This window comes from Azoarcus sp. KH32C (assembly GCF_000349945.1).
Taxonomy (GTDB): Bacteria; Pseudomonadota; Gammaproteobacteria; order Burkholderiales; family Rhodocyclaceae; genus Aromatoleum.
The window spans coordinates 401,821-416,231 of the sequence record NC_020548.1 but is presented as its reverse complement, the minus strand read 5'-3'; the positions used below and the strand labels follow the sequence as shown (position 1 = coordinate 416,231).

At 65.1% G+C, this 14,411-nt stretch carries 18 protein-coding genes; 9 read left to right on the top strand and 9 right to left on the bottom strand.

Features of this window, described 5'->3' with window-relative positions; all coding sequences use genetic code 11:
• From AZKH_RS24720 to msrA, 6 genes are all read left to right on the top strand, one after another.
• Complete coding sequence (locus AZKH_RS24720; protein WP_015452038.1) at positions 1-606, top strand: cbb3-type cytochrome c oxidase subunit II; 606 nt, start codon at positions 1-3, stop codon at positions 604-606.
• 20 nt (positions 607-626) lie between these two features.
• A complete protein-coding gene (locus tag AZKH_RS24715) occupies positions 627-1,214 on the top strand; it encodes a cytochrome c (RefSeq protein ID WP_041657921.1) in 588 nt (195 codons plus the stop codon).
• An 18-nt stretch (positions 1,215-1,232) separates the two neighbouring features.
• Complete coding sequence (locus AZKH_RS24710) at positions 1,233-1,862, top strand: SCO family protein (protein ID WP_015452036.1); 630 nt, start codon at positions 1,233-1,235, stop codon at positions 1,860-1,862.
• A complete protein-coding gene (locus AZKH_RS24705) occupies positions 1,859-2,440 on the top strand; it encodes a hypothetical protein (protein ID WP_015452035.1) in 582 nt (193 codons plus the stop codon). The genes AZKH_RS24710 and AZKH_RS24705 overlap by 4 nt, the downstream gene beginning before the upstream one ends.
• An 82-nt stretch (positions 2,441-2,522) precedes the next feature.
• Positions 2,523-2,969, top strand: a complete 447-nt coding sequence (gene msrB, locus AZKH_RS24700; protein WP_015452034.1) for a peptide-methionine (R)-S-oxide reductase MsrB — start codon at positions 2,523-2,525, stop codon at positions 2,967-2,969.
• Complete coding sequence (msrA, locus tag AZKH_RS24695) at positions 2,966-3,487, top strand: peptide-methionine (S)-S-oxide reductase MsrA (protein WP_015452033.1); 522 nt, start codon at positions 2,966-2,968, stop codon at positions 3,485-3,487. Before msrB ends, msrA begins: the two co-directional genes overlap by 4 nt.
• 9 nt (positions 3,488-3,496) lie before the next feature.
• On the opposite strand, the gene AZKH_RS24690 is transcribed toward msrA, so the two are convergent.
• A complete protein-coding gene (locus AZKH_RS24690; protein ID WP_015452032.1) occupies positions 3,497-4,204 on the bottom strand; it encodes a DUF2189 domain-containing protein in 708 nt (235 codons plus the stop codon).
• A gap of 173 nt (positions 4,205-4,377) precedes the next feature.
• Here AZKH_RS24690 and AZKH_RS24685 point away from each other — a divergent pair, with 173 nt between their 5' ends.
• Positions 4,378-5,079, top strand: coding sequence for a Crp/Fnr family transcriptional regulator (locus AZKH_RS24685; RefSeq protein WP_015452031.1), 702 nt, complete (start codon positions 4,378-4,380; stop codon positions 5,077-5,079).
• Between the two features lie 24 nt (positions 5,080-5,103).
• On the opposite strand, the gene fdxA is transcribed toward AZKH_RS24685, so the two are convergent.
• The 8 genes from fdxA to AZKH_RS24645 all read right to left on the bottom strand — a co-directional run bounded on the left by fdxA (position 5,104) and on the right by AZKH_RS24645 (position 12,211).
• Positions 5,104-5,427, bottom strand: coding sequence for a ferredoxin FdxA (gene fdxA, locus AZKH_RS24680; RefSeq protein WP_015452030.1), 324 nt, complete (start codon positions 5,425-5,427; stop codon positions 5,104-5,106).
• A 156-nt stretch (positions 5,428-5,583) separates the two neighbouring features.
• Positions 5,584-6,576 carry a CoA ester lyase gene (locus AZKH_RS24675; protein WP_015452029.1) on the bottom strand — a complete coding sequence of 331 codons (993 nt, stop codon included), beginning with the start codon at positions 6,574-6,576 and terminating at the stop codon, positions 5,584-5,586.
• Between the two features lie 86 nt (positions 6,577-6,662).
• A complete protein-coding gene (locus AZKH_RS24670; RefSeq protein WP_015452028.1) occupies positions 6,663-6,890 on the bottom strand; it encodes a hypothetical protein in 228 nt (75 codons plus the stop codon).
• A gap of 46 nt (positions 6,891-6,936) precedes the next feature.
• On the bottom strand, positions 6,937-7,644 hold the full coding sequence (locus AZKH_RS24665; RefSeq protein ID WP_015452027.1) for an ABC-type transport auxiliary lipoprotein family protein: 708 nt from the start codon (positions 7,642-7,644) through the stop codon (positions 6,937-6,939).
• Positions 7,641-8,603, bottom strand: a complete 963-nt coding sequence (locus AZKH_RS24660; protein WP_015452026.1) for an MlaD family protein — start codon at positions 8,601-8,603, stop codon at positions 7,641-7,643. Before AZKH_RS24660 ends, AZKH_RS24665 begins: the two co-directional genes overlap by 4 nt.
• Positions 8,588-9,442, bottom strand: coding sequence for an ABC transporter ATP-binding protein (locus AZKH_RS24655; RefSeq protein WP_015452025.1), 855 nt, complete (start codon positions 9,440-9,442; stop codon positions 8,588-8,590). Before AZKH_RS24655 ends, AZKH_RS24660 begins: the two co-directional genes overlap by 16 nt.
• Position 9,443: 1 nt before the next feature.
• Positions 9,444-10,580 carry an MlaE family lipid ABC transporter permease subunit gene (locus AZKH_RS24650; protein ID WP_015452024.1) on the bottom strand — a complete coding sequence of 379 codons (1,137 nt, stop codon included), beginning with the start codon at positions 10,578-10,580 and terminating at the stop codon, positions 9,444-9,446.
• A 539-nt stretch (positions 10,581-11,119) separates the two neighbouring features.
• Positions 11,120-12,211 (bottom strand): beta/gamma crystallin-related protein, encoded by a 1,092-nt coding sequence (locus AZKH_RS24645; protein ID WP_015452022.1) that lies wholly within the window; start codon positions 12,209-12,211, stop codon positions 11,120-11,122.
• Positions 12,212-12,449: 238 nt separating this feature from the next.
• Here AZKH_RS24645 and AZKH_RS24640 point away from each other — a divergent pair, with 238 nt between their 5' ends.
• Both AZKH_RS24640 and AZKH_RS24635 read left to right on the top strand, forming a co-directional pair.
• On the top strand, positions 12,450-12,938 hold the full coding sequence (locus AZKH_RS24640; protein WP_015452021.1) for a MarR family winged helix-turn-helix transcriptional regulator: 489 nt from the start codon (positions 12,450-12,452) through the stop codon (positions 12,936-12,938).
• Positions 12,935-14,377, top strand: coding sequence for an MFS transporter (locus tag AZKH_RS24635; RefSeq protein ID WP_015452020.1), 1,443 nt, complete (start codon positions 12,935-12,937; stop codon positions 14,375-14,377). The genes AZKH_RS24640 and AZKH_RS24635 overlap by 4 nt, the downstream gene beginning before the upstream one ends.
• Positions 14,378-14,411: the final 34 nt, after the last annotated feature.

The window sequence follows — 14,411 nt, the reverse complement described above, 5'->3', positions numbered from 1 at the left end:
ATGGAAAACCACGTCAAACTGATCTCCGGCGCCATGACGACGCTCGCCATCGCCACTGCCTCGCTGGTCGTGCTGCCCTATCTGCAGCTGCGCCATGAGCCGCCCACGACTGGCCTGAAGCCCTATACCGAAGTGCAGCTGCGCGGACGGCAGGAGTACATCCGCCAGGGCTGCGTCTACTGCCATTCGCAGCAGCCGCGCGATCCTTCGCAGGCGCCGGACGACCAGCGGGGCTGGGGCCGGCCCTCGGTTGCGGGCGACTACTACTACGACCGCCCGCATCTGCTCGGCACGATGCGCACGGGCCCGGATCTGTTCAATATCGGCGCGCGCCAGCCGAGTGCGGACTGGCAACTCGGCCACCTCTACCAGCCGCGTGCCTATACGCCGGGCAGCATCATGCCGGCCTATCCCTTCCTGTTCGAGGTCAAGAGTGAGGCTGCGCCGGGCGACAAGGTCGTCGCCTTGCCGCCGCAGTTCGCTCCGGCCGGCGGGGTCGTCGTCGCCACCCAGGCGGCGCAGGACCTCGTGGCCTATCTCCTCTCGCTCGACCGGACCTTCCCCGCGCTGGCGCCGCTCGCCGACGCGGGCCCGGCCTCCAAATGACCCGGAGCCACGTACCCGACATGCAAGCCAAGACCCGCAACGACCACCCCCAGCGGCGCGAGAACCACGACCCGCATGAAGCCCTCAACCCCGTGCCGCGCCTGGTGCTGGGCCTGATCGCGCTGCTGCTCGCATGGGTCGTGTACTACATCTACATGGCACGTCCCAGCACGCGTCCCGAGCTCGGCGACCGCCGCAACATCGAGGTCCTCGCGGCCGTGCCCAGCAAGGCCGTCGATGGCGGCCAGATCTTCGGCGCCAATTGCGCGGCCTGCCACCAGGCCACAGGCACCGGCATTCCCCAGGTCTTCCCGCCGCTGGCCGGTTCGGTCTGGGTCAATGGTGGCGAACAGGTCGTGATCCAGATCCTGCTGCACGGGATCAACGGCAGCATCGAAGTCGCCGGCAACACCTACAACGGCGTGATGCCGGCCTTCGGCGACAAGCTCGGGGACGCCGAGATCGCGGCGGTCGCGACCCACATCCGCAGCCAGTGGGGCAACAAAGGGGGGTCGGTGACCGCGGAAGCGGTGCAGGAGCAACGCAAGCGCACCGCCGACCGCAGCGCGCCATGGAACGGCGGCGCCGAACTGGCGACGCTGAAATAGCCGGCCCTGCACCAGCCCATGCGTACTGCCGTCACCTGCGCGCTGATCCTGCTGCTGGGGCTCGTGACATTCTCGGAGGTCAGTGCCGGCTTCCGGGTCGTCACGAGCGAGGCCGCGCGCCGCCTCGACGTGCGCGAACACGCACCGCAGATCCCGGACGCGATGCTTGCCGGTGCCGGTGCCGGCGCAACGGCCTACTCGCTACGGAGCGAGCTCGCGCGGGACGGCCGCATCGCGCTCGTGGACTTCATCTACACGCGCTGCGAATCGGTGTGCAGCGTGCTTGGCACGGAATTCCAGCAGCTGCAGCAGGACATCCGGAAGCAGGGTCTGCAGGACCGCGTGCGCCTGATCAGCATCAGCTTCGACCCTGAGGACGATGCCGACGCATTGGCGGCTTACGCGAGCCGCATGCACGCCGACGCCTCGGTCTGGCGCTTCGCCAGCGTCGCCGACCCCCAGGCCCTGCGTCCGCTCCTCGACGCCTTCGGCATCGTCGTCGTGCCCGACGGCATCGGCGGCTTCGTGCATAACGCTGCGATCCACACGCTCATGCCGGACGGCCGGCTGATCCGCATCGATGACCTCGGCGAGGCTCGCATCGCGCTGCGCTCGGCGCTCGCCCACGCAGAGGTCGCTTCACGATGAGCCCGCGACGATTTGGATTCCTCGGCGCGGCGCTCCTCGCAGCCGGCACCGCACCGTGGCTGCGGACTTGGCTCGAAGCCGATATGGCGCGCCACATGCTCGTGCAGTTTCCGCTGCTGATCCTCGCCGGTGCCGCATTCGCTTCGTCGGTGCCACCGCGCATGCGAATGGCCATAGCGGCCATCAACGCGCACGGCCTCGCAGGCCTGCTGTTCTGCCTACTGGTATCGGCATTCTGGATGATCCCGCGCGCCCTCGATCTGGCGCTGCTGTCGCCTCCGGTGGAGCTCGCCAAGATCTCAACGCTGCTCGCGGCCGGGGCCGCACTGCAAGGGTCGTGGCGCCCGGCCGGGGTCATCGTCCAGACCTTCTTCATCGGCAACTGGGCCTGGATGTCGGCGGTCGTCGGACTCCTCTACCAGGACCTCTCCACACGCCTGTGCAACGGCTATCTGCTCGATCAGCAGGTCGTCGCCGGACGGGGCCTCGTGGCGCTGGCGATCCTCATTCCGACGGCACTGGTCGTCGTGCTCGCCAAGCGCGGGATGCTCCTCGGCAACACCTCCGAAGTGCGGTAACGATCTCCGGTCGCCGCTGTCTGTAAGATTCAGCGGCTCTGCTACGACAAAGAATAGGCACCGCAACAGGAGAGAGAACACAATGAAACGCTATACGAGGAATGAAGCCGCCATCTCCGCTTTGACGCCCGAGCAATTCCGCGTCACCCAGCAAAGCGGAACGGAACGCCCGGGCACCGGGGAGTATCTGCACAACGACGCCCCCGGCATTTACGTGGACATCGTTTCGGGCGAACCGCTGTTCGCATCCAGCGACAAGTTCGAATCGGGTTGTGGCTGGCCCAGCTTCACGAAACCGATCGTCCCCGCATTCGTGAACGAATTGCGCGATACCACTCACGGCATGATCCGGACCGAAGTGCGCTCGACCCACGGCGATAGCCATCTGGGACATGTCTTCCCGGATGGTCCCCGCGACCGCGGCGGACTGCGTTACTGCATCAATTCGGCGTCCTTGCGCTTCATTCCGCTCGAGCGGATGGAAGCCGAGGGCTATGGGGAATACATCGACCAGGTGGAGGTGCGATGATGACCAATTCGCAACGCGCCGTACTCGCAGGCGGATGCTTCTGGGGCATGCAGGGCCTGATCCGGCACCTGCCCGGTGTTTTGGCGACCCGTGTCGGCTATACCGGCGGGGAAGTGCCCCATGCGACCTATCGCAATCACGGTAACCATGCGGAAGGCATCGAAATCCTGTTCGATCCCGACCGGATAAGCTACCGGCGCCTGCTGGAATATTTCTTCCAGATTCACGATCCGACCACGCGCAATCGTCAAGGCAACGACATGGGCGCGTCCTATCGTTCGGCGATCTACTACGTCGATGAGCGGCAGCGGCAGATCGCGCTCGACACGATCGCCGACGTCAGCGCGTCCAGGCTCTGGCCGGGCCGGGTCGTGACGGAGGTCGAGCCAGTCGGCGACTTCTGGGAAGCCGAGCCGGAGCATCAGGATTATCTCGAACGCTATCCTGACGGCTACACCTGCCACTACCCGCGCGCGGGCTGGGTCCTCCCGAAACGTGCCGTGACGGACGCCGGATAGCGGCTTTCCTCAGACCGACTCGTCCGGAAACGCCGCCCTATAAAGATATTCGGTCGCGAACGCCACGACCGGCAGCGTCACGGTGAGCAGCAGCGGCACGATGATCGACACGATCACCGTGCCGCCCAGGATCAAACTCCACGCCATATTTGCCACAATACTGCGAAAGATGGCGCGAACGCTCGCCGTCACCGCGACAACCAAGTTCGCGCGCCGCTCGATGAGAAGCGGGACCGCGTACGCGGTAATGCAGAAGACGATCACCGCAAAGAGCCCGCCGGCCACTGCGGCGCCCAGATGGAAACGCATCAGTTCCCCGGACAGCGGGAACATCATCTTCCATCCCGCGTAGCTTCGCCCGAGCATGAAACTGTAGAGAATCCCCGCGTCCGTCACCCAGATCACGAACAGGAAGAGGCAGACCAGGAGCAGGCCCCAGAGCGCGCGGGGCGATTGCCGAAAGCCTTGGGCGATGTCCCGCCAAGCTGGTTTGCGCCCGCTGCGCAGGGCCCTCGAAATGCCGAAGAAGCCGGCCAGTAAGGCCGGCGCGACCAACAGGAAGCCGCCGACCAGCGGCAATCCCATCGGCGCCAGTCCCGCCGCGGACAGCAGCGAAATGATGCCGATGCCGAGGATGGCGAAGCTCCCCGAGAACGCGACGCAGAGCGGAGCGGCCCGCAGGAAAGTGCGCAGGCCGCACGACAAGGCTTCGACCACGTGTCCCGGCTGGATCTGACGAGGTTCCGGACGACCGCTATTCGCTGACATGCGGCACCATGAAGAGAAGGTGAGCTAAAGATGCATCAAAGTTGACTCTTTTGCAACGCCTTCCTATATTCGGACGGAGAGTCACCCGTCGCCCCTCATATTCTCCCTTCGAAGATACCATCATGGGTCATGTTCAATCCGTGTTCGCACTGCCGCAGACAGCCGCCCCGATCACGGAATCATGCCAACCGGATCTCGCCCGCCTCGTGCAGGGCGGACGACATCGGCGACTCGCGGCCGGGGAGTCCCTGTGGTTTGCCGGCGAGCGCGCAAGCCATTTCGCGGTGCTGGAGTCGGGCATCGTGCAGATCCGGCGGATGACGCCGACGGGGGAGGGCATCGTCATCGGCCTGTTCCGGAGCGGTGAAGCGATCGGTCTGGCCGCCGCGCTCGAGGATGTCGCCTACCCGGCCGATGCCATCGCGGTCGGCGGTCCCGTCGACGTGTTGGCCATCCGTGCCGATACCTTGCGCGAATCGCTGCGCAGCTCGATTGATGTCGGACTCGCCGTGAATCGCGCACTGCTGCAGCACAGCGCCGCGCTGCGGGCGAAGATCGACATCATCAGCGCCGGTTCGGTGCCGCGGCGTCTCGCTGCGCTGATGCATTACCTGATCGAACGCTTCGGCCGCACGACCGACCTCGGCGGGATCCTCGTCGACGTGCACCTCGCCCGCGAGGACATCGCCCAACTCGTCAGCGCTCGCGTCGAAACCGTCATCCGCATCCTCAGCCGCTGGCAGAAAGCCGGCTGGATCACGCCCCGGCCGGGCGGGATCGAGATCCAGCGCATCGACATGCTGCGCCGGATCATCGAGCCCTGACCGCGATCCGGCGCGCTTTCGCGCTCAGCGTTCGAGCAGCTTGAGCTTGTCCTTCACCGTTGCCCAGAGCCCTGCGTCGGCCGGCGCCGGCTTGACCTGGACGATCGGCTGCCATTCCTTCGCCAGCTCTTCGTTGAGCGCGATGAACTGTCGCTGGTCGGCCGGCACGTCGTCCTCCGAGAAGATCGCATCGACCGGACATTCGGCCACGCACAGCGTGCAGTCGATGCACTCCCGCGGGTCGATCGCCAGGAAGTTGGGCCCTTCGCGGAACGCGTCGACAGGGCAGACATCGACGCAATCCGTGTGTTTGCACTTGATGCAGGCTTCAGTCACTACGTAAGTCATGATTCGTCTCTCGTTCGGAAATGGGGGTGCGTCCGTAGCGCGAGACAAATCTAGGCGATCGGCGGGAAAGCCTGAATGACAAAAATCATTTTGGCGCGGGCGGGCCCGGATACCGAGCGCGCGAAACGAGCACAAAAACACTCACCATGACGGGATTCAGTCGAAGAGGCGGGCGCGTGTCTCGTCGGGAATCGGCATGCCGGTGCTGGCCGCGCGCTTGAGCAGTTCCCAGTAATAGCGGTAGGAGGCGCGGTCGTGCAGTTTGCCTGCATGCTGGATAGGGCCCCAGTGGACGTCCTGGGCGGCCGTGAGGATGCTGCTGGCTTCCTCCACTTCCGAGAAATCCGGTCGCATCGCTTCGACAATCGGCTGGATCTGGTTCGGGTGGATGCTCCACATGCGCAGGTAGCCGAATTCCCGGCGAGCCCGCTCGGCGTCCCGGCGGATGTAGTCGATGTCCTTGAGTTCGGTGGTGACGTTGTGGGAAGGGACAACCCCGTTGGCGAGAGCCGCGGCCGCGATGTCGCACTTGGCTCGCACGATCAGCGGGTGTTCGAACTGGCCGGGGCTGCGCATTGCCGAGCCGGGGATCGCGCCGTGGTGGCCGCTGACGAAGTCCATGAGCCCGAAATCCAGGGATTCCACCCGGTCGAGGGCGGCGATCTCCCAGGCGTCGCGCAGCGCGCCGTGGGTTTCGATCAGTACGTGCACCGGAATCTCCCGGTCGATGCCGTGCTTGTTCTCCGCATGGCGGATTGCTTCGATCTGCTGGGCCGCATCGGCGGCACTGCGCGGCTTTGGCAGGGTCAGGAAGGCGATGCGAGGGCCCGCCTTGCGGACCAGAATGTCCACGTCCTGTTCCCAGTGGGGGTGGGTGACGTCATGGACCCGAGCCCCGACGCGGCCGAAGCGGTTGTCGTTCGACATGATGACGCAGGCTGCCATGGCGGCATGCTCGGCTTCGGCGCCGGCACGCGCTCCGTCCTCGCAGTCGCAGGTGATGTCGAACACCGGTCCCAGCTCCTGTTGGACCGCGAGGGCCTTGAGCATCAGCCTTTCGCTGCCGGCGTAGTGGTCGACTGCAGGAAGGATCGGAAAGGGTTTTTCGCCTTGGAAGAGGACGTGGTCGGGCAGCGTTTTGGAAGGCATGGGACTAAAGCGGCGGAATGAACGGGTTCATTGAACTATAAGTCAGCAATGCCGGAAAGGGGGCTCGCGGTCGGCATCTTTCCCTTTCATTTTCTCTTCGACAGCGTGGCGATCAGGATCACGCCCACACCGCCGCCGATCAGCAACCAGCCCACGAGCGGCGGAATCGAGACGGTATGCTTCTCTTCGGCGGTCGCCGAGATCGGGCCGATCTGAAGGATGTTTTCGGTCGTCGTGTAGCTGAAATGGTCATAACCCAGAACGGCTGCGCCCATGACGATCAATACGACTCCGGCAATGAGTGTGGCTTTCATTTTGCGTCGCTCCTTGGACATGCAATGGGTGATGAGAATGGGGCGGTCATCGCACCGGCACGCCGTCTTCGGTGGCCTTCGGCAGTTGCGCCCCCGGCGGGTGCCAGTTCGCCGCGGCTTCGGCACAGAATCCCGCAAGCTGCTCGAGCACGGCCTGCACCGCGCGATTGGCCGCAATGACGCCGCCGTAGGGCGTCTCGCTCGCGGCGGCAACGGTTTCGTCGAATTCGCGTAGCGCCAGGACCCGGCGGGTCTTGTTGTCGACGATGTTGGCTCGCAGCGTGAAACGGACGCGACTGGGCTGGCTGCCGAAGTCGTGCTGCAAGCGCGTGATCTCGGCGTCGAGACGAAGGTCACCGGTGGCGGCGCTTGGTGTCAGCAGGACGGCGCGAAAAGCCCCGCTCGTCTCGACCGCGGAGACGATCAGCGGAGCGAGCATGCGTGCGGGGGTATCGACCCATTCGCTGTGCGCGAAATATTCGAGTTTGTGGGCCTCGCGCACGTAGATGATGCGCTGGCTATCGAATCCCGATGCCGCATGCGGTGGATTGACGATCAGCGTGGGGCCGTCACTTACCGACAATGTCGCTGGGGCGGTTGTTGGCACGCGCGCTTCGAGCCGCGCGCCGTCGAGGGAATAAAAGCCCGGCGGCGGCGTGGCCGTCTGGCGTAGTGCGCCGCATCCGGCAGCGAGCGCTAGCAAGAGACTGAGCGCGCAGGTCCGGCCCGGTCGCGGGGTGGATAAGTGGATCATCGCCGCTGTTGTCCTGTTGGTGTTGTTGTGGCCGATTCCCCCGGACCTTCCGGCACCGCCTTGCGGCCGAACAGGATCCCGCCCGGGTTGCGCTCGGTTTGCTCGCTGAGACGCCGTAGCGAGCTCGACAGGACGCTGAGTTCTCCGAGCAGGCGTTCCAGTTCGGGCAGCGTTTCTTCGCTGAAGCGCTTCAGGTCGTTCCCCACCGCGTCGGCCGCCTTTCCGGCACTGGCGCTTGTCCGGGCGACCTCGTCACCCATCTTCTCGACCGCTGCGGCGCTGCGCCCGATGCGATCGATGACCGGGCCCGCCTTCGCCGTGGCACGCGAGCTGTTCTCGAAGGTGGTCGCCGCATGGGCAATGCCCGCGTCGAGCGCGTCCTTGCGCGCCGCGATCGTGCGCGCCACAGCGGCGATGTCGGCAAGCGCGCTGGAGAACGCGGCCCGGTTTTCGTCGCTGAGAATGGCGTTGATGCTGTTCGAGGTACTGTCGAGCTTTGCCAGCACCGACGTCAGCACATTCTCCAGTCGCGCGGCGAGCGAGGGCTTGGTGCGGATCACCGGATATGGGCTTCCGGCGGCAGCACGAAGGGGCGGCGCATTCGGTGTGCCACCGCTGAGCTCGACATAGGCAATGCCCGTCAGGCCCTGCGTCTTCAAGACCGCGACGGTGTCCTCCTTGATGGGGGTGCCGCGTTCGATGGCGAAGGTCAGGATGACCCGGTCCGGGTTGCGCGAATCGAGCTGGATCTGCCGCACTTTGCCGACGTCGACGCCGTTGTATTTGACGGGCGCATTCAGATTGAGACCGGCCACCGACTCGTCCTCGATCGCCAGATAGGGGTCGTATTTCTTCTGGAACGCGCCGCCCGAGGCGAGCCAGAGCGTGAACGCCACGAGCACCGCACCGAGCACGAGGACGAACGCACCGACGACCGCATAGTTCACTTTGCTTTCCATGATGGCGTCCCCGTTTCCCCGCTGGTTTGCCCGTCGCCCTGCCGTTCGTCCTGCTCCTGGGCCGCCCTCCCGCGCGGGCCGTCGAAGAATCTACGGATGGCCGGCTTGTCCGATTTCGCGAGTTCGGGCATTGAACCGGTGCCTTGCACCGTGCCGTCGCCAAGGACGGCTACGCGGTCGGCCAGTTGCCACAACAGGTCGAGATCGTGAGTGATCATGACGATGGTCAGGCCGAAGAGGTCGCGCAGCTTGCGTACGAGTTGGTCGACTTCGCCGGCGCTTTCGGGGTCGAGGCCGGCGGTCGGTTCATCGAGAAACAGCAGCTCCGGGTCGAGCGCCAGTGCGCGTGCGAGCGATGCGCGTTTCATCATGCCGCCGCTGAGTTCGGACGGATATTGCGCGCCGACTTCCGGCTCGAGCCCCGTCATCGCGAGTTTCCAGGCTGCGATTTCGTCGACCAGGGCATCATCGAGCTCAGTGTGCTCACGCAAGGGCAAGCCGATGTTTTCGTGCACCGTCAGCGATCCGAACAGGCCGCCGTGCTGGAACATCACGCCCCAGCGCTGGCGCAGCGCAAGGGCTTCCGGTTCGGTATCGCCATTGCCGATCTTCTGCAGATCGACGCCCAGCACGCGGATCGAGCCCGAGTCCGGGCGCTGCAGCAGGATCATTTCGCGCAGCAGCGTCGATTTGCCTGAGCCGCTGCCGCCGATCAGCGCGAAGATCTCGCCGCGCCGCACTTCGAGGTCGAGCTCCGAATGCACGACGTGGTCGCCGAAGCGTGTCGAGACCTTGCTGATCTCGATGACTGTTTCGTCGGTGGGCGTCCGGGATGGCATGTCAGAGGTCCAGTGCGCTGAAAGCGACCGAGAACAGGGCGTCGGCAACGATCACGAGGAAGATCGAATGCACCACGCTGCGGGTGGTCTGGCGGCCGACGCTGTCGGCGCCGCCGTGCGTGCGGAAGCCCTGGAAGCAGCCCACCACGACGATGATGGCGGCGAACACCGGCGCCTTGCCGACGCCGATCAGGTAGGACGTGACGCTGACCGCCTTGACGAGCCGATCGAGAAAGTCGCCCACGCCCACGCCGAGCTGCGGCCGCGCCATGACCATGCCGCCGAACACGCCGAGCAGGTCGGCGAACACGGTCAGCAGCGGCAGGGCGATCAACAGCGCGAAGACCTTCGGCAGAACCAGCATTTCCAGCGGCGCGATGCCGAGCGTCCGCATCGCGTCGATCTCCTCGGTGACTGCCATCGTACCGATCTGGGCCGCGTAGGCCGACCCGGAGCGGCCGGCGACGATGATGGCCGTGATCAGCGGCGCGAACTCGCGCAGCATCGACAAGCCGACGAGGTCGGCGACGAAGATATTCGCCCCGTATTGCCTGAGCTGATCGGCGCCCTGATAGGCGACGACGACGCCGAGCAGGAACGACAGCAGCCCGACGATCGGCAGGGCATCGAACCCGGCGCTGCGGATGTTGTACAGGATCGGTCGCCAGCGGATTCGCGCCGGATGCGCAATGCATCCGCCGAATGCCATCGCACACTGTCCGACGAAACTGAGCAGTGCGATGCCCTGTTCCATGGCGGCTTCGGCGCGTTCGCCGACCCCTGCCAGCATCGACGCGGAGGCGCGGGCGGGCGGCCGGCCGGGGCGTTTCGGTTCGGTCATCTGCTGCGCCATCGCTTCGAGCAATGTGGCGAATTCCGGGCGCAAGTCGCGCAATTGCACGCCCTTGGCGGCATCGCGCAGCCGCTGCAGGAATTTTTGCAGCACCCAGGCACCGGCCGTATCGAGCGCCTCGATGCGCGCACCGTCGACGACCAACTCCAGATCGGCCGGCGCGGCTAGTGTGTCGAGCTGCCGCGCAATTGTGCCGATCCCGCGCGCAGTCCAGGCGCCCGAAAGCGCGAACTCCTGCGGCGTCGGCTGAGTGATGGCGGCGGGTGCTACCGACGCGAGATCCATGGGGATACTCGGTTGGACGGCCCCCCGCTGCGATCACTCTTCCGGGAATCCCGCGAAACGCGCTGATTCCCTTCCCAATTGCAGCCCATCGTGTTGCAGCGGTAACGGTGAACCGGCACGAAGGCACTCAAGAGCAGGTCAATCAAGCGGCGTTGCACGCGGTACACCGTACCGTTGCATCGCGGGCAGGTGCGGCCGGGCGAGGAATCAAAAGCGTAATCCGGCTGGACCGTGTGGATCGCGGACGGGGCGGTGTTCTTCGTCGTGTCACCCCGATCACGCGCTTGCCGCAGCGGCGAGACAATGCCCCGCTCCGGGTCCCGCTCCTGAACGGGCCGGCTGGCGCTGTCACGCAGAAGCGTCATGGCGAATGCGCGGCGACACGGGGCTCCGTCACGATGTCACCGCATGCGGCCGGCCGGAGGAAGTATTTGTAGCTCTTCATGACTCAATTCCTTCCGTTGAGGTAATAAAAGTGTAGGCCCGTAATCGCGCGCGGTCAGTACGCTCGCTCCGGGCCTGATAGAGGTGTCAAAGCCTCATTCGCGAGGTTCGCCACGTTCGTTGACGGTGATGGTGCGTCCGGGGGGAGCCGTCATCTGGACACGATGATCCTGTCCCCGGAAGTTGTAGGTGACGTCCCAGTAGTCGGGTCGGGCCTGCCTGGGCGCGCGCTCGCAGCGCCGGACGTCCTGGGTACGTACTTCCTGTCCGCCGTAGTTGCGACCGACGTTGGCACCCACCACGGCTCCCGCGACGGCGCCACCGGCCGTGGCGAAATCCCTGCCGCGTCCGTCGCCGATCTGGTGACCGAGGATGCCGCCGATCACGGCACCGGCAATGGCGCCCGGCGCACTGGCATCGTTTCGATCCTGCACGACCTCCTGGCGCTCGACCCAGCATCGCTCTTCGGGCGGTCCGACGACCGCGCGCACGGCCACGACGTCCGCCTCGTATAGGCGCTCGTCATCGCGCCTGCGATAGTCCTGGTAGACCGCAGGCCCGGGTGCATAAGGTCGATCATCGATACGCATATCCCGCGTCACGACGCGTATCGACGTCACGCTGTCGTTCAAGCCCATCGCCTCGAGCGATGGATACCGGCCGCGGCGCAGCACGACGCAACGACCGCTGAAGCGGGCGTCTTCGCAGACTTCCCATCGGCCGCTGAAAACGATGACCGACGAGGCGCGGTCATTGAAGCCCTTGCGCTTGAGGTTGCGGATCTGTTCGTCGGTGCTGAAGGACTCGCCGCGAAAACCTTCACGTGCGTAGAGGGTGATCTGTGCACGCTCGTCGTCGTCGGGGCGTGTATTCGTGTCTACCATCCGCGCCGAGGAAACGCGGTTGTTCAAGCCCATCGCTGCCAGCGTCGGATACCTTCCCCGGGCCAGGATGACGCAGCGACCGCTAAAGCCGGCATCGTCGCAAACCTCCCACCGGTCACGCAGAACCATGACTGACGAGGCGCGGTCATCGAAGCCGATGCGCTCGAAGTTGCGGATCTGTTCCTCCGTGGTGAAAGAGCGGCCTTCGAAGTCTTCACGTTCGTAGAAGGTGATCTGCGCGGCCGCTTGTGTGGCGACCAATATCCCGATCGCTGCCAACCCGGTTCTCAATATTGCAATCATGGATGTCTCCTGTAATACGGCAAGAACGCAGCGATACGCAATGTCGCGCATTATCGGGAACCGGTCTGTACGGATGCGAACATAGCGTGCTTGTCGCCGAAGAGGGACAACTGCCTTGGCGCGTTCGGCCCGAGCCAAAATGGGTGCGCCATCGAACAGACGAGGGGCGACGGTTCTCGTTGACGGCCGATGGATCACGAGAACATAATTACATATGTAACTATATCAAAAGTAACAAATGTCCTTCGAAAGCCGCATCGATCGAGTCTGTACGCTCCTGCCGCAAGCGCCGCGCGACGCCATCGTGGCCTCGCGGCTGTTGTTTCGCGTGGCACAGCGCCTAGAAGCGCTGGTGGACGAGAAGCTGGAGCCGCTCAAGCTGACCATGCGCCAATACCTCGTACTGGCGATGTTGTTTGCGGAAGAGGGCGAACCCAGCAGCCCGTCCGAACTCGGGGACATCATCGATGCCACGCGGACCCAGATGACACGTGTGCTCGATTCGCTCGAAGCACGCGGGCTGCTGATACGGACGCTGTCGCAGCAGGATCGACGCAGTTTTCAGCTCGCGCTCACGCCTGCCGGCCCCGACCTCGTCAAGGAGGCCGCCCCGCGCGTGCATGAGGCCTACCGGGAGTGCTGGGGCGTCCTGGAGCCCGAGGCCCTGCAAGACCTGTCGGCACAGCTCGGAGTCCTGAACCGGGAGCTGACCCGAGCCGCGCCATGAGCGGTTCCGGCCATCATCGAGCGGCGCAGCGGCCGCTGATGCTGCTGCTCGCTTTGATCACGGGCATCGAGTTTCTCGAAAGCGCGATGTTCGTGTTCTCCAGCAGCCACATCATGGGCGGCATCCATGCTACGCCGCATGAGTTCGCGCGCATCCCCGGGGCGTATGCGGTGGCGAGCATGCTCGCGATCCTGAACCAGGAGCGTCTGGCGCGCTACTTCGGTTACCGGGCCTATCTGTCGGCGTCGCTGGCGTTGTTCCTGGTCGGCGCAGTGCTCTGTGCTGCGAGCGGCGGCGTCAACGAATTGATGGCGGCGCGCTTCATCCAAGGGCTGGGCGGGGGCGCCTTTTTCACCGGCTGCCGCGTGCTGATCAACCTGATGTTGGGCGCTGTCGAGCGCCCGCGCGCGCTGAGGTATTTCATGATCGGGATATTCGGCGTGTCGGCCGGAGGGCCGGTCTTGTCCGCGACGCTGATCGAGCATTACGAATGGCGGGCCGTGTTCCTCGGGGTCCTGCCCCTGACGCTTGTCGCTCTGATCGGCGCGTTGAAATGGTTGCCGGCGGTCAAGCCGCGACGCGAGGCCGCGCCGTGGGAATGGCAACCCTTGCTGTTGTTCGCCGCGGCGGCTATCGCATTGCAGTGGGCGCTGACCGAGAGCCGGTTCGACTTCTTCTCCGAACCCCTTGCACTGCTCGGCCTTGCCGCTGTCGGCGTCCTGCTGTCTGTCGGCTTCATCCGCCTGCAATGGACGAGCGCGACGCCGCTCCTGCATTTGCCGGCGTTGCGTCATCCCACCTATCTGACCGGGTTGGGCTTGTACTGCCTGCACTACTTCCTGAGCAACTTCAGCGGCTACCTGGTCCCCGTGTTCGCCGAGCGCGCGCTGGGCTTGCCGCTGGCGACGACCGGCTGGCTGCTCTCATTCACCGCGACGGTGAGTCTTGCCACTGTGCTGGTCTATGTTTTCGTGCTGGCGCGCCGCTTCCCCAGCAAGAAACCGCTGATGCTCACCGGTCTTGTCGCGTTGCTGGCAAGCAGTCTCTGGTTCGCGGCACTTCCGCCGGACGCCCCGGCGATCGCCTTGCTCCCTGCGCTCGCCGCCAAGGGCATGTTCGGCGTGCTGCTCGTCATCCCCGTCGCCGGGCTGACCTACAAGGAATTGGCGGAAGAGCACTTTGGTCATGCCTACCAAAGCAAGAACCTGCTGCGCCAATTGGCCGTGTCGCTCGGCCAGGCGGTGGCCGCGATCATGGTCCAGCGCGTGACCGCGATCGAGGCCGAGCCGCTTCGTCGCACGGTCGGTGCCGGCAAGGCGTTGACCGAGTTGGTCGACCATCAGGCGCTGTTCCTCGCTTGCGAGGACTTGTTCCGACTGCTCGCAATGCTGGCGCTGGGCTCGGCTCTGATTGTGTTCTGGCAGCGTCGGCTGCGCTGAGCGGGAACGTGATCCACAGCAACTGTGGATAACT